Origin of the sequence: Amycolatopsis orientalis DSM 43388, assembly GCF_000411975.1 — a bacterium.
GTDB classification, from domain to species: domain Bacteria; phylum Actinomycetota; class Actinomycetes; order Mycobacteriales; family Pseudonocardiaceae; genus Amycolatopsis; species Amycolatopsis orientalis_D.
The window spans coordinates 1-19,069 of record NZ_ASXG01000125.1 but is presented as its reverse complement, the minus strand read 5'-3'; the positions used below and the strand labels follow the sequence as shown (position 1 = coordinate 19,069).

The 19,069-nt window shown below is 69.4% G+C and carries 18 protein-coding genes and 1 tRNA gene; 16 read left to right on the top strand and 3 right to left on the bottom strand.

Annotation, left to right across the window (positions count from 1 at the left end):
• Positions 1–62: 62 nt before the first annotated feature.
• Positions 63–1,130 carry a hypothetical protein gene (locus L942_RS42165; protein WP_158684538.1) on the bottom strand — a complete coding sequence of 356 codons (1,068 nt, stop codon included), beginning with the start codon at positions 1,128–1,130 and terminating at the stop codon, positions 63–65.
• Between the two features lie 800 nt (positions 1,131–1,930).
• Between L942_RS42165 and L942_RS25225 the strand changes: the two genes are divergently transcribed.
• The 4 genes from L942_RS25225 to L942_RS25210 all read left to right on the top strand — a co-directional run bounded on the left by L942_RS25225 (position 1,931) and on the right by L942_RS25210 (position 4,281).
• On the top strand, positions 1,931–2,422 hold the full coding sequence (locus tag L942_RS25225) for a hypothetical protein (protein ID WP_051166231.1): 492 nt from the start codon (positions 1,931–1,933) through the stop codon (positions 2,420–2,422).
• A gap of 77 nt (positions 2,423–2,499) precedes the next feature.
• Positions 2,500–3,120: a hypothetical protein gene (locus L942_RS25220; RefSeq protein ID WP_037365016.1), complete on the top strand. Its 621-nt coding sequence runs from the start codon at positions 2,500–2,502 to the stop codon at positions 3,118–3,120.
• Positions 3,121–3,343: 223 nt separating this feature from the next.
• Positions 3,344–3,853, top strand: a complete 510-nt coding sequence (locus L942_RS25215; RefSeq protein ID WP_081655223.1) for a DUF2716 domain-containing protein — start codon at positions 3,344–3,346, stop codon at positions 3,851–3,853.
• 26 nt (positions 3,854–3,879) lie between these two features.
• Positions 3,880–4,281: an Imm7 family immunity protein gene (locus L942_RS25210; protein ID WP_037365014.1), complete on the top strand. Its 402-nt coding sequence runs from the start codon at positions 3,880–3,882 to the stop codon at positions 4,279–4,281.
• A gap of 227 nt (positions 4,282–4,508) precedes the next feature.
• Here L942_RS25210 and L942_RS25205 read toward each other — a convergent pair.
• Positions 4,509–4,581, bottom strand: a tRNA-Gly gene (locus tag L942_RS25205).
• Positions 4,582–4,791: 210 nt separating this feature from the next.
• Here L942_RS25205 and L942_RS25200 point away from each other — a divergent pair.
• From L942_RS25200 to L942_RS25155, 10 genes are all read left to right on the top strand, one after another.
• Positions 4,792–6,456 (top strand): sigma-70 family RNA polymerase sigma factor, encoded by a 1,665-nt coding sequence (locus L942_RS25200; protein WP_037365013.1) that lies wholly within the window; start codon positions 4,792–4,794, stop codon positions 6,454–6,456.
• Positions 6,457–6,525: 69 nt separating this feature from the next.
• A complete protein-coding gene (locus L942_RS25195) occupies positions 6,526–6,966 on the top strand; it encodes a DUF983 domain-containing protein (protein WP_037365012.1) in 441 nt (146 codons plus the stop codon).
• 38 nt (positions 6,967–7,004) lie between these two features.
• The gene (locus L942_RS25190; RefSeq protein ID WP_037365011.1) at positions 7,005–7,865 is read left to right on the top strand and encodes an Fpg/Nei family DNA glycosylase; all 861 of its coding nucleotides are present in this window, start codon (positions 7,005–7,007) and stop codon (positions 7,863–7,865) included.
• Between the two features lie 986 nt (positions 7,866–8,851).
• Positions 8,852–10,156, top strand: a complete 1,305-nt coding sequence (locus tag L942_RS25185) for a sensor histidine kinase (RefSeq protein WP_037365010.1) — start codon at positions 8,852–8,854, stop codon at positions 10,154–10,156.
• Between the two features lie 18 nt (positions 10,157–10,174).
• On the top strand, positions 10,175–11,020 hold the full coding sequence (locus L942_RS25180; protein ID WP_037365009.1) for a S49 family peptidase: 846 nt from the start codon (positions 10,175–10,177) through the stop codon (positions 11,018–11,020).
• An 85-nt stretch (positions 11,021–11,105) separates the two neighbouring features.
• Positions 11,106–11,939 (top strand): LytR/AlgR family response regulator transcription factor, encoded by an 834-nt coding sequence (locus tag L942_RS25175; RefSeq protein WP_037365078.1) that lies wholly within the window; start codon positions 11,106–11,108, stop codon positions 11,937–11,939.
• A 6-nt stretch (positions 11,940–11,945) separates the two neighbouring features.
• Positions 11,946–12,455, top strand: a complete 510-nt coding sequence (locus L942_RS25170) for a hypothetical protein (RefSeq protein ID WP_037365008.1) — start codon at positions 11,946–11,948, stop codon at positions 12,453–12,455.
• 70 nt (positions 12,456–12,525) lie between these two features.
• The gene (locus L942_RS25165) at positions 12,526–14,316 is read left to right on the top strand and encodes a sodium/solute symporter (protein WP_037365007.1); all 1,791 of its coding nucleotides are present in this window, start codon (positions 12,526–12,528) and stop codon (positions 14,314–14,316) included.
• A gap of 44 nt (positions 14,317–14,360) precedes the next feature.
• Positions 14,361–14,717 (top strand): rhodanese-like domain-containing protein, encoded by a 357-nt coding sequence (locus tag L942_RS25160; RefSeq protein ID WP_037365006.1) that lies wholly within the window; start codon positions 14,361–14,363, stop codon positions 14,715–14,717.
• Between the two features lie 471 nt (positions 14,718–15,188).
• A complete protein-coding gene (locus L942_RS25155) occupies positions 15,189–16,127 on the top strand; it encodes a DUF4328 domain-containing protein (protein WP_081655227.1) in 939 nt (312 codons plus the stop codon).
• Here L942_RS25155 and L942_RS25150 read toward each other — a convergent pair.
• Entirely contained in the window at positions 16,124–16,726 is a 603-nt protein-coding gene (locus L942_RS25150) for a TetR/AcrR family transcriptional regulator (RefSeq protein WP_051166230.1), read from the bottom strand. The genes L942_RS25155 and L942_RS25150 overlap by 4 nt on opposite strands.
• 96 nt (positions 16,727–16,822) lie before the next feature.
• On the opposite strand from L942_RS25150, the gene L942_RS25145 reads away from it, so the two are divergent.
• Positions 16,823–18,172, top strand: coding sequence for a DHA2 family efflux MFS transporter permease subunit (locus L942_RS25145; RefSeq protein ID WP_051166229.1), 1,350 nt, complete (start codon positions 16,823–16,825; stop codon positions 18,170–18,172).
• On the top strand, positions 18,169–18,984 hold the full coding sequence (mca, locus tag L942_RS25140) for a mycothiol conjugate amidase Mca (protein WP_037365001.1): 816 nt from the start codon (positions 18,169–18,171) through the stop codon (positions 18,982–18,984). Before L942_RS25145 ends, mca begins: the two co-directional genes overlap by 4 nt.
• Positions 18,985–19,069 lie beyond the last annotated feature (85 nt).

Genomic DNA, 19,069 nt, shown 5'->3' with positions numbered 1-19,069 from the left:
GACATTGTGCACGGGTGCGACCCCGCGTGACCTGGCGGGTCGCCTTGTCCGCCGGGGTGCGTTCAGCTGGCGGGCAGCGCGGCCGCGACCTTCGCGCGGATCTCTTCCATCCGGGACCGCAGCGCCGCCGGATCCTGGCCGACCGGGCCCGACACGCCGATGCCGACCGACACGCCGCCGGAGGTGTACCAGAACGCCAGCACGCGTCCGGCCGGGCTGCTTCCGGTGTAGAGCAGATCGGTGGCCGCCGGGCCGAGCGGGCTGCTGTCGAACCCGCCGGTCACGAGGTTCTGGCGCAGTCCCTGGACGAGCTGTCCCGCCTGCGCCTTGGACGGCGTCGGGACGGCGATGAGCGTCGTGCCCCCGTCGGTGCCGGCATAGGAGTGGTAGACGAGCTGGTCCGCGCCCGCCGCGCGCATCAGGTTCGCGTCGGCGTCCGAGACGGCCTTCGCCTGAACCGCCTTGTCCAGTGCCATGGTCGAGTTCTCCGGACTCGGCGTGCCGGGCAGCGTGGGCAGCTTGTCCTCGAGGGAGGCGGGCTGGGTGTTGGGCGCGGACGAGGCCGCGGGCGGCGGCGCGGCGGTGTCGTTCGAGTCGTTCTTGGTGCCGAGGAACCAGATGCCGCCGACGACCAGCGCCAGCACCACGAGCACCGCCAGCGACAGGAACAGCCAGGTCGGCCTCGACCGGCGCGGCTTCGTGTCGTCCTCCCAGAGCCGGCGCGGTTCCGGCTGGTTGCCGTTCGCCGGGATCGCCCCGAAGACGGCAGTCGGCCGGTCGTCGGCGGGGCTCGGCGCGGTGGTCGGCCGGTCGGTGGAGAACGGGGTGCCCGGCGTGTGCGAGAAAGCGGGCTTCTCGGCCGACGGGGCAGCCGCCGCGGAGTTCAGGAACGCTTCGACCGCGGGCGGCTCCGGCGCGGGCATCGCCGGGTTGGTGCTGGCCCATCCGGCAACCGGCTGGTTCGGCTGCTGCCGCTGGCTCGGTTGCTGGCCCGGGGTGTGCCACTGCACCGGAGCGACACCCGGCCAAGTGCCGGGCTGCGCGGGCAGCTGCGGCTGTGGCTGATGCGGTGCGGGCGGCGTGGCCTGGCTCGGCGACGCGGGGAAGGGCTGCGCTGCCGGGTTGGGCATGGAGGAGGTCGGCGGGCTGGCGGCTGGGCCAGCGGCTGACGTTGCGGCACTGGTGGCTGACGTCGCCGGGCCAGTGGTTGACGTCGTGGTGCTGGGTGTGGAGGCCGCCGGGCTGGTGGCTGAAGACGCGGTGTTGGGTGTGGAGGCCGCTGGGCTGGCGGGTGATGTCGCGGCGCCGGTGGCGGTTGCCGGGTTGGTGGCTGACGTCGTGGTGCTGGGTGTGGACGCCGCTGGGCTGGTGGCTGAGGTCGCGGCGTCGGGCGCGGAGGCAGCCGGATTGGCAGCTGATGTTGCGGAGTTGGCGGAAGCCGCCGAGGCAGCGGTTGACGTGGTGTCGCTAGCAGCCGAGGTGGCCGGGCTGATGGCGGGCGGCTCCGAGGTCGCGCCGCCGGAGGGGCCTTGCCCGGTGCTCGATTCCGCGGCTCCCGGCGCGGAGGCGGAAGCGCTCGCCGGCCCGGCAGGCGTCGCCTGCGGTGCCGGGCTGCTCCAGGCGGGCGACCCGCTGGTCGAGGGCGCGTCCTGCCGCAACGGCGACGCCACGGGCGAAGCCGCCCCGCCGCCCGACGCCTCGGCGAGCAGTTCGTCGCGCTGGCGGCGGTGTTCGGCGTGTCCGAGGCGGCCGGCGGCCAACTCCGCGTCCAAGCGCCGGAGCTCTTCCTGCCAGCTCATCACGCAACCCCCTGTCACCGGTTCGGGCGACAGTGTTCCACGCGCCCCGGTTCCGTGGGGTTCAGGTGCGCAAGATCAGGCGCCGCTTCACATCGGACGGGCAATCGCCGCGTCTCCGTACGATGGGAAACATGTCCTCCGCGCGCGGTGCGCTCGCCGCCCTTGCCGTGGATCGGCTCGCCGGTCTCGACATCCCCGCCGCCGAACTCGTCGAGGCCGGGGTGCGGGCCGTCGGCGAGGGCCTCGAAGCACCTTCCCTTCCCGAATTGGCCGCGCTCGACCACCGGAACCACCAGGCCGTTTCCGACGCTTTCTCGCACGTGGTCGAGGAGCTGGGCATCGAACTCCCGGCCGACGCGACCGCGGCCCAATGGCAGCTGCTTGGCGAACACCTCGGCGAGATGGTGCGCGGCGACGTCCCGCTCGCCGAAGCGGCGAAGAGCGTCAAAGCCCTCGACGGACGGCTCGGCCACCCGGCCGCGCTCGTCGAGCTGCGCCAGTGGCTGCGGATGCTCGCGACCTGGATCCCGACCGACGTCACGCCGGTCAGCTACTGCGAGCAACAGGTGCTGCAGCAGGCCCGTGCGGTGCTCGCCGGTCCCTGGCCGCCGGTCACCCGTTAAGCGGCAAAAACTGTCGTACATATGTTCTAAAATTGGCCGGGTACTGGGGAAACCATCCACCGGAAGGCGGCCGCCCAATGACCAGTCCCAAGCCGGCATACGTCACGCTGCCCACGTTCGTCGGGTACAGCGCCAGCACGGGCCCGTCGCGTTCGTCGTTCGTCCGCAGGCAGCGCCGGTTGTACGAGGACCCGGCCCGGGCGGCGTTCAACTACTACCGGCGCGCGGCGAACGCGATCCGCGCCGGGCGGGCGGCGCGGCAGGACGAGGTGGCCATGCGGGCGCTGGTCGACAACGCCGACGAGCGCACGCGGCCGCACTACGCGGCGATCGCCGAGGGCTGGCTGCGTTATCTCGGCAGGCGCGATCCGAAGCTGATCGAGGTCGGGCGGGCGAGGTTCTCGCTCGGCGAGCTGGAGATCGGCGTCAGCCCGCAGCTGGGTTTGCGGAAGTCGAACGGCTGCCGGTTCGCGACCTGGCTGTACTTCAAGGAGGAGCCGCTCGCCCGGGATGCCGCGCAGCTCGCGTTGTGGCTGCTCACCGAGGGCATGCCGGATGTGCTGCCGGGTGGGGAGGCGCTGGTCGTGGACGTGCGCCGGGCGAAGGAGTTCACCTTGTCGGCGCGGGACCGGGAGCGGCTGCGGCCGTGGGCGTTCAGCGAGGCGTCGGCGTTCGTCACTCTGTGGCGCGCCGCATAACGGCTCCGTGCATGACCGGCGGGGGTCTCGGGTAAGGAACCCTGCGGACCGGGCGCTGGTTCCCGGTCCGCGGGCCACCCGGTCGAGTGACAGCTTGGCGCTCGGCTCCAGTGGACTGGACAATCCCGGCCCCGGACACGAAGCTTTCGGCAGTTTCGAGCCCGGTCGATGACTTCGAGGTCGACAAGTGAACGCTGCTGCAGCCTGGGAGCCGCTCTCGCGAGTGGCCGACGAACCCGCTTGGTATTGGGTGCACGACAAGCTCAGGTTCTGGCCGAGCACCTTCGCGCACGATTGGCCCGGTTTCCGGGAGCCGAGCCCGTCGGCTGCCTGGGATTTGTCCACTGGCGAGTACGACCGGGCTTCGGCTGAGTTCCGGCTGGGCCCGTACGCGGTGGAAGAGCATGACGTGGCGCGCGCGGTGCTGGCGGCTTTGCAGGAGACGACCGCCGAGGACGAGTGGCTGTGGGTGCTGCATTGGCAGCATCAGTCGTTCAAGTTCTGGCCGCACCGCATGCGGCAGGACGCGCCTTGGCCGGTCTCGGTCTTCCCGCGCGGCGACTATCACTTGTTCCTGGCGGAGGATTTCAGCTACGGCACGCTCGGCCACCCGTGGGAGCGCACGCTGTGCGTCTTCGGCGAGAAACTGCTGCCCGCGGTCGAAAAGCACGCCGACGGCATCCTCACGAACAAGTTGCGCCGGGATGGCCAGCCCTCTGCGCTGACTCGCTGAGCTCGGCCGCTGCTACCGTCTCGCACGTGTTCGAATACCACGGCTGGGTGACCATCGCCGCCACGACGACCGGCGACGACGACGCAGCTCTGCTGGAGCGTCTGGTGGAGCGAGTCCACCGCTCGCTGAAGAACACGTCGTTGCTGGATTTGGTGGACCTCCGCTGGAGCGCGGGCCTGCCCATGCTCCACCTGGGTGGTCTGGACAAACACGGCGGCACCATCACACCGCGACTTCTGGAAACCTTCGCCCGAGTAGGAGAACTGGCCCCCGGCTCCTACGGCCTGCTCCACATCTGGGACGACCAACACCCAGAACACGACAACGCCTTCCAGGTGTACCGAATGGCAAGAGGCCAGGTAACGGAACACAAAGACCCGCACCTGTCCCCAGTAGCCCCCACCGCCCTAGACACCTACGAGCTATAACCCAGCTGCGCAGCTTCTCCGCTTTGCTCCGCAGCTTCTCCGCTTTGCTCCGCAACTTCTCCGCTTGCTCCGCAAGCTACAAACCCGCCTGCTCCGCAAGCCACAACGCCACCCCCCACCCAACCGCAGCCGATCGCACCGTGGGGGTCCGGGGGGCTCGGCCCCCGGGTGATATGGCGAAGGCCCGTGCATCCACGCCTTGTGTGGATACACGGGCCCCGGGACTGAGCGGATGACGGGATTCGAACCCGCGACCCTCACCTTGGCAAGGTGATGCGCTACCAGCTGCGCTACATCCGCGTTAACCGCTTGGTGCTCGGTGTTGAAGACACTCTATACCTTCGCTCCGGTGACACTTTCGGGGGCCCCGTTATTGGCGTGGACCTGCTGAGATGTGGTGCTTGCGCGTCACGTTGAGCGCACAAGGGGTGACGACGGGCGCTCTGCTCCGTATGGTGTCCCCAATCGACTTCAGTGGTGAGTCCTTCGGGGGAGGAGGTGCCTTGCCGGATGACCGAGCTGGGCACGGCGCCGCCGCCAGCGGCCTCGGAATCCGACGAGCAGGCACTTTTGAAGCGGCTGCGCGACGGCGAGGATGCCGCGTTCGGGGAGTTGTTCGAGCTGCATGCCGCGGCGGTGCGCAGATTGGCGCAGAGTTTGGCGGCGGATCGCTCTGAAGCCGAGGACATCACCGCGGAGACTTTCTTCCGGGTGCTGCAGGCGTTGCGCCGCGGTGCGGGTCCGCGGGATTACATCCGGGCTTATTTGCTGACGGTCGCGCGCCGGGTGTCGTGGGAGTGGCATGGGGCTCGCCGCGATGTTCCGGTGACTGATGACGAGTTGTCGTTCCGGGCGGGCGCTGGGGTGGATACGCCGGCTCGGACGGCTGAGCACACGTTGATCACGACGGCGTTCACGAGTTTGCCGGAGCGCTGGCGGACGGTGTTGTGGCAGACCGAGGTCGAGGGCGAGCAGCCGGCGATGGTGGCTCCGCATTTCGGGTTGTCGGCGAACGCGACGGCGGCGTTGGCGCGGCGGGCGCGCCAGGGGTTGCGGGCGGCGTATTTGCAGGCGCATTTGTCGGTGAACCGGGGTCCGGAGACGTGCCGGGCGGTGGTGGAGAAGCTGGGCGGGTTCACCGCGGGCAGTGTCACCGGCGCGGAGGCGGAGCGGATCAAGGCGCATTTGCTGGGGTGTCCGTCGTGCCGGGCGACGCAGGACGAGCTGCGGGATGTGTGTTCGTCGTTGCGGGCGCATGCCGAGGTGCTGGTGCTGGCGGTTCCGGCGTTGGCCGGGGTCGGGAAGGCCTCGGGTGCGGTCGCGACGGTGAAGAGCGTCTTGTTCGGCTCGAAGGTGAAGGTCGGGCTGGCGTTGGCGTCGACCGCGGCGGCGGGTGCGGTGAGCTTGACCGCTGGTCCGCTGGTGTTCGGGTCGCATCCGGTGCAGTACGTCGGGTTGGGCGGCGGCGCGCCGGAATTGGCGTTGCAGCCGCCGGAGCAGCCTCCGCCTCCGATGCCGCAGGGGCCGAGGGTGATTTCCGGGAAGATGTACGGCACCGCGCGGCCGGCGCACGTGGCGGTCCATCCGGGTGTTTCTTCGCCGCATTTGGGCGTGGCCGAGGTGCCGCGGATGCCGGCGGTGCAACAGCCGGTTTCCGGGGAGCAGCCCGCTTCGTCGGCGTCGGATCCGGCCGGTTCGACTGGTTCGACGCCGCGGGATGATCTTCCGGGGCAGGACGGGAGCCATTCGGGTGCGCCGATGACGAGCCGGTCGTCGAGCACTGAGTCGCGGTCGGATCTGGACCCGTCCACGGACTCGTCGAGCCCGGGCGTGCTGAGCACGACGGACGACCCGAGCCCGAGTTATGTTCCGCCGACCTCGTCGTACGTGCCGTCGCCGGATTCGTACCTGCCGCCGTCGATCACGACGACGTCCGCCGGACCGCGGCACGGCGGCCCGTTCGCGCCGTGGTCTTCCGGCTGCCCGAAGTCTTCGAAGTCGGCCCGGTCGGCCGAGGACGCTGAGCCGGCCAGGTCTTCTCGGTCCGCCGAGCCCGCGAAGTCGGCCAGGACGGACTCCACGTCCGGGCAAGATGTCACCGGTTCGGCCGATTCCTCAGCGGACCCAAGCTCCCGAACAGCCAAAACCCGGCAAACCGCCAGTAACTCTCAGTGAGCACCTCGCGCGCGACGGTGCGGTCACGGTAACGTTGACCGAGTTCGACGTCGCCCGGGAGGCAACAGGATGAACCGGCTGGTGCGCGGCGAAGACGGTCGCCATTGGGTGGTCCGTGCCCAGATGGAGTGGCGGGCTCCCGCCACCGCTGACGATTTCGAACACGACGTCGCAGGCAGTTACGGACCTGGCATCGCGATGATCGTGGTCATGGGTCTGCTGGTGATCGCGCTGGTGGTGTGGACCCCGGACGTGGTCAAGGTGCCCGCGTGGGTGCTGCTGGCGTTGTTGCTGGTGGTGCTGTTCTTCCCGCTGCGGTGGATCTTGCGCCGCCCGTGGACGGTGGTCGCCGAGACCGAGGGCGACGTCGCGGGCGACCGGCCGTCGGAGCGCTGGGTCGGCACGATCCGCGGCATGTTCACCGTGTCCGGCGAGGTGAAGCGGATCTCCAAGACGATTCAGCGGCACTCGCTGCCGGACTTCGACGGTCCGCTGCACCCGGTCGAATAGGCCTGGCCGGAACCGGGCCGGCGCGCGAGACTGGTGCCATGCCCGAGTTGCCCGAGGTCGAAGCACTGGCCCACCACCTGCGCGAACACGCCGTGGGGAGCACCGTTTTCCGGCTGGATGTCGCGTCGCTGAGCGTGCTGAAGACCGCGGTGCCGGCGTATACCGAGCTGCATGGCCGTGAGATCACCGACGCGACCCGGCACGGCAAGCATCTGGATGTCGTGCTCGGTGACCTGCACCTGGTGGTCCATCTAGCGCGCGCCGGGTGGCTGCGGTGGTCGGACGCGTTGTCCCCGGCTCCGTTGAAGCCGGGGAAGGGGCCGATCTCGCTGCGGGTGCATCTGGAGTCGGCTTCCGGTCCTGGTTTCGACCTGACCGAGGCGGGGACGAAAAAGGGACTCGCGGTGTGGATCGTCGCGGATCCCTCCGAAGTGGCGAGTGTGGCCCGGCTGGGGCCGGACGCGCTGGCGATCGACGCGTCCCAGTTGCGGGAATTGTTCCAGGGCAAGGGGACGCGGTTGAAATGGGCGTTGACTGATCAGTCGGTGATCGCGGGGATCGGGAACGCTTATTCCGACGAGATCATGCATCGGGCCAAGTTGTCGCCTTATGCGACCGTCGGGAAGCTGGACGACGGGGCGTTAGAGATTTTGGCCGAGGCGATTCACGAGGTGGAGACGGACGCGGTGGCGCGCTCGGTGGGGCAGAAGGCCGCGCGGTTGAAGGGGGAGAAGCGGTCTGGGCTGCGGGTGCATGCTCGGACTGGGCTGCCTTGTCCGGTGTGCGGGGACACTATTCGGGAGATTTCGTTTGCGGACAAGTCGTTTCAGTATTGCGCGACTTGTCAGACTGGGGGGAAGCCGTTGGCTGATCGGCGGATGTCTCGGTTGTTGAAGTAGGGCCTTGTGTGGACGGCTCGTCGCCTGGCGGCGACATTGCTTTTGAGGGGTGGCGTGGGGCACCCCGAAGTTTGATTGTGCAGGGAGGCTTCGTATCGGGGTGCAGGGCGGGGGCTGGGTTCCTCGATGGTTGGGTGCGGCGGCTGCGGTTTTCGGGTGCGTTCCGATGTGGCTTTGGGTGTGTGGGGCTCGCCGAATGTCGCGTTGGTGCGTGGGATGTGCCGAATACCGCGCCGAGTGCGAGAGGGCGTCGGATCTCGCATTTCGTGGGTGGGGTGCGGCGAACGCCGCTTGGGACGCAGCGAACGTCGCGTTGGGTGCGGGGATGCGCCGGATGCCGCATTGGTTACGTGGGATGCACTGAACGCCGCGTTGAGTGCGTGGGGGTGCAGAGAGCGCCGCTGGGTGTGGGGCGCGTCGAACTCCGCGCTGAGTGCGTGAGGCGTCCGAAACTCGCGCTGAGTGCGTGAGGGTGTCGAATGCCGCGCTGCATGCGAGGAATGCGCCGAATGCCGCGCAGCATGCGTGGGGTGTCGGATCTCGCGTTGGGTGCGGGCGGGCAGCGACTGCCGCGTTGGCTCGGGGGATGCACCGAACCACACATCGGATGCGGCGGCGCGCCGAACTTCGCGCTCGGTCGGTTGCGGCGGGTCGGTGGCTCGGGCCGATGGCTCGTCGTGAGGGGAACCTGGGCGAATCTCCGGCCGTGAGGGTCCCTCAATCTCGGTGCCGCTGCCAAGGGGCAGGCGCAAGAACCACCATCCGCACTAGCAAGCAATGAAGGGTCCCGTCACCCCATAACGTTCCGTAGTAATGAAGGGTCCCTTCATCCCACTCTTCGGCGACCCACAGCCACCGCAGCCACCCGAATGGCGCAAGATTCTCACGCTCACCGGGAGTGACGGTAGGGTTTGCCCACCCTCGGTCGTCGCTAATGGACAGAAAGTGGGAAGCAGACCTTGCACCCGGTCGGTCGAGCGCAGAGCATGGACGTCGTGTCCGACTTCCCCTACGCGCTGGTCGTCCCGTGGGCCCTGGTCGGCATCCTGGTGATCGTGGTGCTGGTCCTCGCCTTCCGGGCGCGCCGGCCCAAGGGGGTCATCCAGGACGCCGTGCTCCAGGCCGTCCACCGGATGTCCAAGGCCACGCCCAACTTGCGGGCGGGGCTCGACGAGGAGGCCGCCAACCGGATGACGGCGGAGCTGCTCGAGGTGCTCGACTGTCTCGCCGTCGGCATCACGGACAGTGAAGGCACGCTGTTGTCCTGGGCGGGCGAGGCCACCGATCATTACCTGGACGTCGTCGACGACATCGGGACCGCGTTGCGCAAGCATCGCCGCGCCGTCGCCGACCACAACAAGATGCCTTGCAATCACCGGGGCACTTGCAAGATGAAGACCGCCGCGATCGTGCCGATTCTCGTTGAGGGCGAGGCCGAGGCGACGCTGATCGTGGTCGGGCGCACGCGCGGCAAGCTGGTGCAGATGGCCGAGGCCGTGGGCCAGTTCGTGTGCACGCAGTTCGAACTCGCGCGGCTCGAAGAATCCCGGAACCAGTTGCAGCAGGCGGAAATCAAGGCGCTGCGCGCGCAGATCTCGCCGCACTTCGTCTACAACGCGCTCAACACGATCTCCGCGCTCATTCGCACCGACCCGGAGGAAGCGCGCGAACTGCTGCAGGACTTCGCGGACTTCACGCGCTATTCGTTCCGCACGTCCGGCATGTACACCACGCTCGCCGAAGAACTGCGCAACATCGACCGTTACCTGACCATCGAAAACGCTCGGTTCGGCGGGCGGCTCGAGGTGCGGATGAAGATCGCGCCCGAGGTGCTCAGTGTCGTGGTGCCGTTCCTGATCATTCAGCCGCTCGTCGAGAACGCCGTCAAACACGGTCTCGCCAGCAAGCCGAGCGGCGGCTGCGTCACGGTGATCGCGCGCGACGACGGGCACGAAGCCTTGATCACGGTCGAGGACGACGGCATCGGCATGGACCCGCGTCAGCTCACCGACCTGCGCAACGCGCACCGCACTGGCGCGCACGTCGGGCTCGGCAACATCAACCAGCGGATGCGGCAGGTGTTCGGCGAGGATTACGCGCTCACTGTCGAAACCGCGCCGGGTGCGGGAATGAAGGTCGCGCTGCGGGTGCCGAAGTTCAAGCTCGGCGTGCGGCCGAACATGCCGGACTACTCGGCCGACGTTCCGCAGCAGCCGCCGGCGCCGGTCGAACCCGAACCGGAACCCAACGGGGTGCACGGCTCGCGTTCGGGCATGCTGCCCGCGCACTGAACTGGTTAGCCTGGGCAGATGAGCGTGACCGACAAGCTGACTTCCCGCCTTCCCGTGCTCGGCGACCGGGGCGACCGCAAAGACGTGGTCGCCGTCGTGAAGCTGCACGGCGTGATCACGCCGACGCCGTCGCCGCTGGCTCGCGGCGCGATCAACCTCAGTGCCGTCGAATCCGCGCTCACCAGGGCGTTCGCGCACGACCGGCTCAAGGCCGTCGCGCTGCAGATCAACTCGCCCGGCGGCGCGCCGACACAGTCCGGCCTCGTCGCGGAGCGGATCCGGCAGCTGGCCGACGAGAAGGGTGTCCCGGTGCTGGCCTTCGCCGAGGACGTCGCGGCGTCCGGCGGGTACTGGCTGGCCTGCGCGGCCGACGAGATCTACGCGCACCGGACGTCCATGGTCGGCTCGATCGGCGTCATCAGCGGCGGGTTCGGGTTCACCGGCCTTCTCGAACGCTTCGGCATCGAGCGCAGGCTGCACACCGCGGGAGAGAACAAATCGCGGCTCGACCCGTTCAGCCCGGAGAAGCCCGAGGACGTCGAGTGGCTGAAAAACATGCACGGCCAGCTGCACGAACTGTTCGTCGAATGGGTCAAAGAGCGCCGCGGCGACCGGCTGACCGATTCCACCGATCTGTTCACCGGAGACGTCTGGCTCGGGCACAAGGCGGTCGAACTGGGGCTCGTCGACGGGCTCGGATCGCTGCGCGAGATCGTCCGCAAGCGGTATCCGGACGCCGAGATTTCCGTGGCGGAGCCGAAGAAACCGCTGCTGGCGCGGCTCGGCATCGGGGCGCCCGCGGCGGCGAGCGCGCTGCTGGACGCGGTGACCACGAAGGCGGCTTGGGCGCGCTTCGGGCTCTGAGGCATCGTGAGTGGCGACTCCGGTACGCCACTCACAAGGTGCACTCTCCGATGGGGTCTGGACAATGCACCTCGCAATCGGCAGGATGCGTCTCACTGTGAGTGCTCACGACGACACCCGGAAACTCATCGTCCTCGCCGTGGACGACGAGCTGGCCGGGCTGGACGAACTCAGCCACGGACTCCAGAACAACCCGCACATCCACCGCGTTTTCCAGGCCTCGGACGCCTCCGACGCGCTGCGGCTGTTCTCGCACGACGACCCGGAACTGGCTGCCCGGCGGGCCAACGGCCTGCCGACGGTCGACGCCGTGTTCGCCGACATCGACATGCCCGGCCTGTCCGGCATGGAGATGTCGCGCGTGATCGCGGCGATGAACCCGTCGCCGGTACTGGTGTTCGTCACCGGGCACGCCGAGGAAGCGGTGAACGCGTTCGACCTCGGCGCGGTCGACTACGTCCTGAAGCCGTTCCAGCAGGACCGGCTCGACCGGTCGGTCTCGCGGGTGCGCGAGAAGCTGGCCACGGTCGCCGGACCGCCGGCCGGCCAGGGCGGCGCCGAGCCGGTGAAGAACGACGACGAGGTCATCCCGGTCGAACTCGCCGGCACCACGAAGCTGATCCCGCGCTCGTCGGTGCGCTGGGTCGAGGCCCAGGGCGACTACGCGCGGCTGTTCACCACCGAGGGCAGCCACCTCGTCCGGATCCCGCTCGCCCAGCTGGAGGAACGCTGGGAGAAGGCCGGATTCGTGCGGATCCACCGCTCGTTCCTGGTCGCGCTGCCGCTGATCACCGAAATGCGGATGGGCCAGGGCGGCTACCAGGTCGTGATCGGCAACGAGGAGAAGGTGCTGCCGGTCAGCCGGCGGCACACCCGGGCGCTGAAGGACCGCATCGTCGGCTCCGGCCGGGGCGGCTAACCGTCGATGTCCTCGCCCGAAGACCCCTACCACCGGCTCTCGAACGGCGTCCGCAAACCGGACCCGACGCTGGGCGTGCGGCCGGAGGACCGCGCGGTGGTCGAACCGGTGCCACCCGCCCCCGAACCGGCTCCTCGCTCCAGCGAACCCGCGCACGTGCGGCCGAAGCGGGAACGCGTGGTGCTCGCGGATTCGCGGCAGTCGTCGGGGCGGATGCGCGCGCGGATCGAACTGGAGGAACAGACCAGCTGGGGAAAACTGCTGGTCCGCGACCTGGTGAAGGTGCAGCTGCGCACGTCGGTGCTGCTGGCGGTGCTCGTGCTGGCGGTGCTCGGGGTGCTGCCCGCGTTGTTCTACTTCCTCCCAGCGGTCGCGCGGTTCACCGTGATCGGCATCCCGATCCCGTGGCTCGTGCTCGGCCTGCTTCCGTTCCCGTTCCTCTTCGCCGTCGGCCTCTGGTACAACCGGCTCGCCGAGCGGCACGAACGCGACTTCGTCGACATGATCGAGAACTGACCCGCGCGGGGGATGCGCTCCCTGGTGGCGGCGCGTCCCGGAAGCGCGCGGTCGTGCGAGGATTCACGCCGTGCAGCTGACCCCGTGGACGTTGACCGGCCTCGCGCTGGTCGCCTTCGCGACTTACTACCTTGGCTTCCGTTCGTCGCGCGGAGCCACCAGCACGCACGACTTCCTCGTCGCCCGCCGAACCGTGCGCTCCAGCCGCAACGCCGCGGCGATCTCCGGCGAGTACCTCTCCGCGGCGTCGTTCCTCGGGGTCGCGGGCATGGTGCTCAAGCAGGGCGCCGACGCGACCTGGTACCCGATCGGCTTCACCGCCGGGTATCTCGCGTTGATGTTGTTCGTCGCCGCGCCGCTGCGCCGGTCCGGGGCCTACACGCTGCCGGACTTCGTGGAGGCCCGGCTCGGTTCGCGCGGCCTGCGCCGGTTCGCGACCGCGGGCGCGGTGTTCATCGGGATCCTTTACATGGTTCCGCAGCTGCAGGCCGCCGGATTGACGCTCGCGCAGATCGTTCCGGTGCCGGCGTGGGCGGGTGCGCTGCTCGTCATCGTCCTGGTCGCGGTCAACGTGATGGCCGGCGGGATGCGCGCGATCACCGTGGTCCAGGCGTTCCAGTACTGGCTCAAGCTGTTCGCGATCGCCGTGCCGACTTTCGTGCTGTGCATGGTTTTCTTCGCCGGCGGCGGCCCGGGCGGCGTGCGCGCGCTCGGTGCGCCCGCGCCACCGGTGTTCCCGTCGGACACCAAGGTGACGGTGCAAACCGACGTGACCGTCAAGGTCACCACCGAGACGTTCTTCTACGCACACGGCCACATCGACGACGGTCCCGCGGCTGGGATGGCGCGCTGGTCGCCGCTCGTGCCGCACAAGGTTTCCTCGGGAACGACGCTGGAATTCGCCGCGGGCACGCCGGTGCCGATCGTGAGCGACGCGCCGACGTCGAATGACGCGTGGCTGCATCCGGCGTCGGGCGGCATCACCGACCTGCTGCAGACGTACTCGCTGATTTTCGCGCTGTTCCTCGGCACCATGGGCCTGCCGCACGTGCTGGTGCGCTTCTACACCAACCCGGACGGCAAGGCCGCGCGCCGCACCACCGTGCACGTCCTGCTGCTGCTCGGGCTGTTCTATCTCTTCCCGACGATGCTGGGCGCGCTCTCGCGGATGTACGTGCCGCAACTGCTGCTCACCGGAAACACCGACGCGGCCGTGCTGCTGCTGCCGACCGCGGTGCTGCCCGGCTGGCCGGGGCAAATCCTCGCCGCGGTGACGGCGGCGGGCGCGTTCGCGGCGTTCCTGTCGAGCTGCTCGGGACTGCTGGTGAGCGTGGCCGGGGTCGTGTCGACAGACCTGCTGCCCGGCCGCGTCCGAGACTTCCGGGTCGCGACGCTGCTGGTCGCGGTGTGCCCGATGGTGCTCACGCTGATCTTCCGCACCGAGGACATTTCGCTGTCGATCGGGATGACGTTCGCGCTCGCCGCGTCCACGTTCAGCCCGCTGCTGCTGCTCGGCATCTGGTGGCGCAAGCTCAGCTGGCCGGGCGCGCTGGCCGGGATGATCGTCGGCGGCGGGATGGTGCTGGGCGCGCTGGCGTACAACATCGTCTGCGAGTACACCGGAGACAAGATGCCGTGGTACACCGTGCAGCCCGCGCTGATCTCGGTGCCCTCGGCGTTCCTGGCGACCTACGTGGTGAGCCGGCTGACCCGGTCCGGCCGCCCGGAACTGGTGAACGACATCATGCTGCGCCTGCACGCCCCCGACCCGCTCGGCCTGATGCGCGACCGCGCGGTCGCCCGCTTCGGCCAGGCCGACGACAAGCTGCGGACCGGCCGGGGACGCCACCGCAAGGCTTAGCGGTTAGCGTTCCTCACACGCGTACAACGTCCTGACATGGGAGCATGGAACCTGTGGTGAGCCCTGCTGAAATTCCGACCGCTGAAGTCCGCGACCTTCCCGCGGACGTCGCCCTGCTCGACGTTCGCGAGGACGACGAATGGGCCGCCGGGCACGCCCCCGCCGCGGTGCACATCCCGCTCGGCGAACTGCCCGCGCGGGTCGACGAACTCGCGGAATTCCCCGAGGACAGCCCGGTCTACGTGATCTGCCGCTCCGGCGGCCGCTCGGCGCGCGCCGCGGCCTGGCTCAACGCGAGCGGCTGGGACGCGGTCAACGTCGCGGGCGGAATGGGCGCCTGGGCCCGCGAGGGCCGTCGCATGGTGAGCGAAAACCCCGGCGCGGAACCCGAGGTTCTCTGACGGATGCCTGCCCAGTCTGGTCCCGAGCCGCCGGAATCCGCGGATCCGGCGTCGTTCGTGCCTGGCTTCGGCCGGGACGACGCTTCCCGGCCGGGCGAGGCTGGGCAGGGCGAGGGGGCTGGAGCTGGTCAAGGCGGGTCCGGGACGGGTTCTCCGGGAGCCGTTCCCGGTGCTGCCGCGGGCCATGCCGGGGCGGGCGGCCCTGGCTGGGCTCCGCAGCAGCCTCCGGGCCAGCCGCCGTATCCAACCCAGCCTGGCGGCGGGAATGTCGGTCCAACAGGCTTTGGCCAGCCGGGACCGTCGCCGCAGCCCGGTGCGCAGCCGTACCCCGGCCATTGGGCAGCGCCGCAAGCCGGGCCCGCGCAGCCTGGCCAGCAGCACGCCAATCCGTACCAGCCGCAGTACCCAGCGCAGGCGTACCCACAGCATCCGGCGTACGCGCGGCCGTTCACCGCCGCTCCGCAAGGCGCAATCCACCGGCCGGCTACGCACCAAGCGCCGCCGAGCCAGCCGAAGCGAGCGGCCAAGCTGCGCTGGGTCGCCACCCCGCCGCCGAGTGCCGTCCGTCGCCGTCGCGCGGTGCCCGCGACGCCCTACTCCGGCCCGCCGTCCTATCCGGTGCCGCCGCGCTGGGGCTTCCCGAACCTGACCTGGCGCCGCCCGACGAATGTGCCCGGCACCGCGTCCGGCGAGATCCGGCCGATCGATCGGATTCCGGTGCTCGCGCGAAGCCTCACCACGATCCTCTGGACGTTCGCCGTCCTCGCCGTGGCCGCGGCGGCGGCGGAGATCTGGCGGTACGCGCTCCTTGTGGAGAGCCGTGATTCCGCGCTGAACACGAGCGTCGTCGGGTTCTCCGACGCTTTCGTCATGCTCGCCGGGCTGCTCACCACGATCTTTTCGCTGCTGCCCGCGGGGCTGTCGCTCTGGTGGCTGCTGGTCGCCCGGCAGGCCGCCGCCGACGAGGCCGGGGAAGCGCCGCCGCGGCCGGTTTGGCAGGTGCTCGTGGGCGTGCTGGTGCCGATCGCGAACCTGCCGCTCGCGTTGTCGGTGGTCAGCGAACTGGAGCACGCCGTGCTCCGCCGTCCCCGTGACCAGCGGCCGAAGCCGTCGCGGCTCGTGCTCGGCTGGTGGGGTGCGTGGGTGGCGAACTGGGTCCTCCTGATCGTCACGATCATCTGGCGGATGCGGCCGGGTGTGCAGGCGATGGCGGACAGCGTCTTGCTGGTCGCGCTCACCGACCTGACCGCGGCCGCGCTCGCGGTCGTCACCGCGCTGGTGATCCGGCGCTTCTCGCATCTGCTGATGCCGATCGCTCCGGACCGGCTGCGCGACTTCCGCGTGCTCAAGATCGAGGGCGCGCCGGAGCCGGAGCTGCGGACCGCGCGTCCGGTGGGTGCCGCGCGTTAGAGGTCGCCGAGCGCCGGTTCCAGCTGGCCGAACGCGACCGCCGCGGAATCCCGGACCTGCTCCACCAAGGCCTCCCGCTGGACGTCCTGCCAGGTCAGGTGCCAGACGTCGTCGAGAAGCAGCCGCAGGACTGACGTCAGGTGCGCCCCGGCGGCCCGCGACAGCATTTCCCGGTCCGGATGCCGGTCCAGCAGCGCCGCGACAAGCTGGATTTCCCGGTCGACGTGCATGTCGCGGAGCGCGGACGTGAGGCGTTCGCTCTGCCGCACCATCCGTACGAAGGACACGTCCGCGAACCCGAGCAGCGGGCTCGCCTTGTCCAGTTCCGCGAAACACCCGTCCCGCACGGCGACCAGCGCCGGCGTCTCCGGGGCGGCCCGGACCAGGTTCGCCGGCCAGTCCACGAAGTCGTTCCGGATGTCGAAGACGAGGTCTTCCTTCCGGCTGAAGTGGTTCGTCACGGTCATCTTGGCGACCCGCGCCGCCTCCGCGACCTCGGCGATCGTCACCTGGTCGAATCCGCGCCGGATGAACAGCCGCGTCGCCACCGCGGAGATGGTCTGCCGCGTCTCCAGCTTCTTCTGCTCCCTGAGGCTCACCTCGGCCAGTGTACTAGGTCCGACCTAAATTTGTGCTTGACCCAATAACTAGGTTCGACCTAATCTCAGGTCCGACCTAATGAAGGGGGTGCTTTGATGACCACGCGGCTGCCAGCGAATCCGGTCTCGGATTCCGCGCTTCGCCGGCTCGGCGGGGTGCTGATCCTGGGCGCGGTGCTGTCGATCCTCGACGCGACGATCGTGTCGGTCGGGATCGGCGTGATGGCGCGGGGCCTGGACAGTTCGCTGCCGACCGTGCAGTGGGTGGCCAGTGCGTACCTGCTGGCCGCGTCGTTCACCATCCCGCTGTCCGGCTGGCTCTCCGACCGGTTCGGCGGGCGTCAGGTGTGGATCGCGGCCGTCGGGCTGTTCACGGCGGGGACGCTGCTGTGCGGGTTCGCTTGGTCGGCCCCGGCGTTGATCGCGTTCCGCGTGCTGCACGGACTCGGCGGCGGGCTCATGCAACCGGTCGGCCAGGCGATTTTCGCGCAGGCGGCCGGTCCTCGGCTGGGCCGGATGATCGGCGTCGTCACCCTGCCCGCGACCGTCGCGCCGGTGCTCGGACCGATGCTTGGCGGCGCGCTCGTCCAGGACCTCGGCTGGCGCTGGCTGTTCTTCGGGATCGTGCCGTTCGGCGTCGCCACTTTGCTGCTCGCCGTACGGGTGCTGCCGCGCGAGGAACCAGCTGACACGCGCGATCCGCTCGACGTCCGCGGCCTCCTGCTTCTCCCGCCAGGACTCGGCGCACTCGGCTACGGATTAGGCGAAGGCTCCACCGGGTTCGCCATCGCCGGTGCCGTGCTGCTGCTCGCGTACGCCGGGCACGCCCGTCGTGCGCAAGCGCCGCTGCTCGACCTGAAGTTGTTCGCGCACAAGGCTTTCACCGTCGCGAGCGCGAGCACCTTCTTGCTGGGCGCGTCGCTGTACAGCTCGATGCTGTTGCTTCCGCTTTATTACCAGCAGATCCAGCACACGTCCGCACTCGCCGCCGGGCTCCTGCTCGCTCCACAGGCCCTGGGCTCCGCCGTCGTCCTCCTCGCGGGCGGAATGCTGCTGGATCGCTTCGGGCCGCGAACAGTCATGCTCACCGGCATCGCGCTGTCGCTCGTCGGCACGATCGCCTTCACCCAACTCGGAGATTCGCCCAGCCCGATCCTGTTGACAGTTTCGCTGCTGATCCGCGGGTTCGGCCTAGGCGCAACGACCACACCCGGCATGACGATGCTCTACACCTCGCTGGAACGCAGCCAGATCCCGCGTGCGGCGAGCGCGGTCAACGTCGTCAACCGCATCGGCGGCTCGCTGGGCACGGCGTTGCTGGTGGCGATCCTGCACGCGCAGCCGCCGGGTGCGGCCGCGTTCGGCACCACGTTCGCCTGGGCACTGGGCCTTTCCCTGCTGAGCTTCATTCCCGCCCTCTTCTTCCCGAAAGGAACCCGAAAATGACGCTCCGCCTCCTGGCCGTGCACGCCCACCCCGACGACGAATCAAGCAAAGGCGCCGCGACCCTGGCCCGCTACGCAGCCGAAGGCGTTGACGTTCTGGTCGCCACCTGTACTGGTGGCGAGCGCGGCGATGTGCTGAACCCAACTTTGGACCGTGCGGACGTCCGGCGGGAGCTGCCCGCTATCCGCCGTCGCGAAATGGCCGAAGCGGCAAGGATTCTCGGCATCCGCCAGACGTTCCTCGGTCACGTGGACTCGGGTTTGGCGCAACCGTCCCCGGCCGGAAGCTTCGCGCGGATTCCCTTGGCGGAAGCGAAGAAACCGCTGCTGGAGCTGATGCGAGAATTTCGTCCACAGGTGGTGGTCACTTATGACGAGACCGGCGGTTATCCACACCCCGACCACATCCGCACCCACGAGGTGACGAGCGCGGCATTCGACGAATCCGACGACGGCAGCCCACGCAAGCTCTACTACCTGGCCACCCTCAGCCGCTCGTGGTTCGAAGCCTTGCACGAGGCGACCCTTGCCGCGGGGGAAGAGTCGTTGATGGGGCCGGTTTTGGAAGAACTGCCGCCGACCGATGTGCTCACCGTGACCACCCGCATCCGCTGCGAAGAACACTTCGCGACCCGGGACGCGGCGTTGCGCGCGCACGCCACGCAGATGGATCCGGCGCACCCGTTCTTCGCGCACTCGCGCGAGATCGAGCGGAAGGCCTGGCCCTGGGAGGACTACCACCGGGCCCGCACAAACGGCCCGGTCGAGACCGGCCCCGGCTTGGAGGACGACCTGTTCGCGGGCTTGCGCTGAGACGGCCGCCGAGTAATCGTTCGTTGCCGGGTTGCCGGGTTGCCGGGTTGCCGGGTTGCCGGGTTGCCGGGTTGCCGGGTTGCCG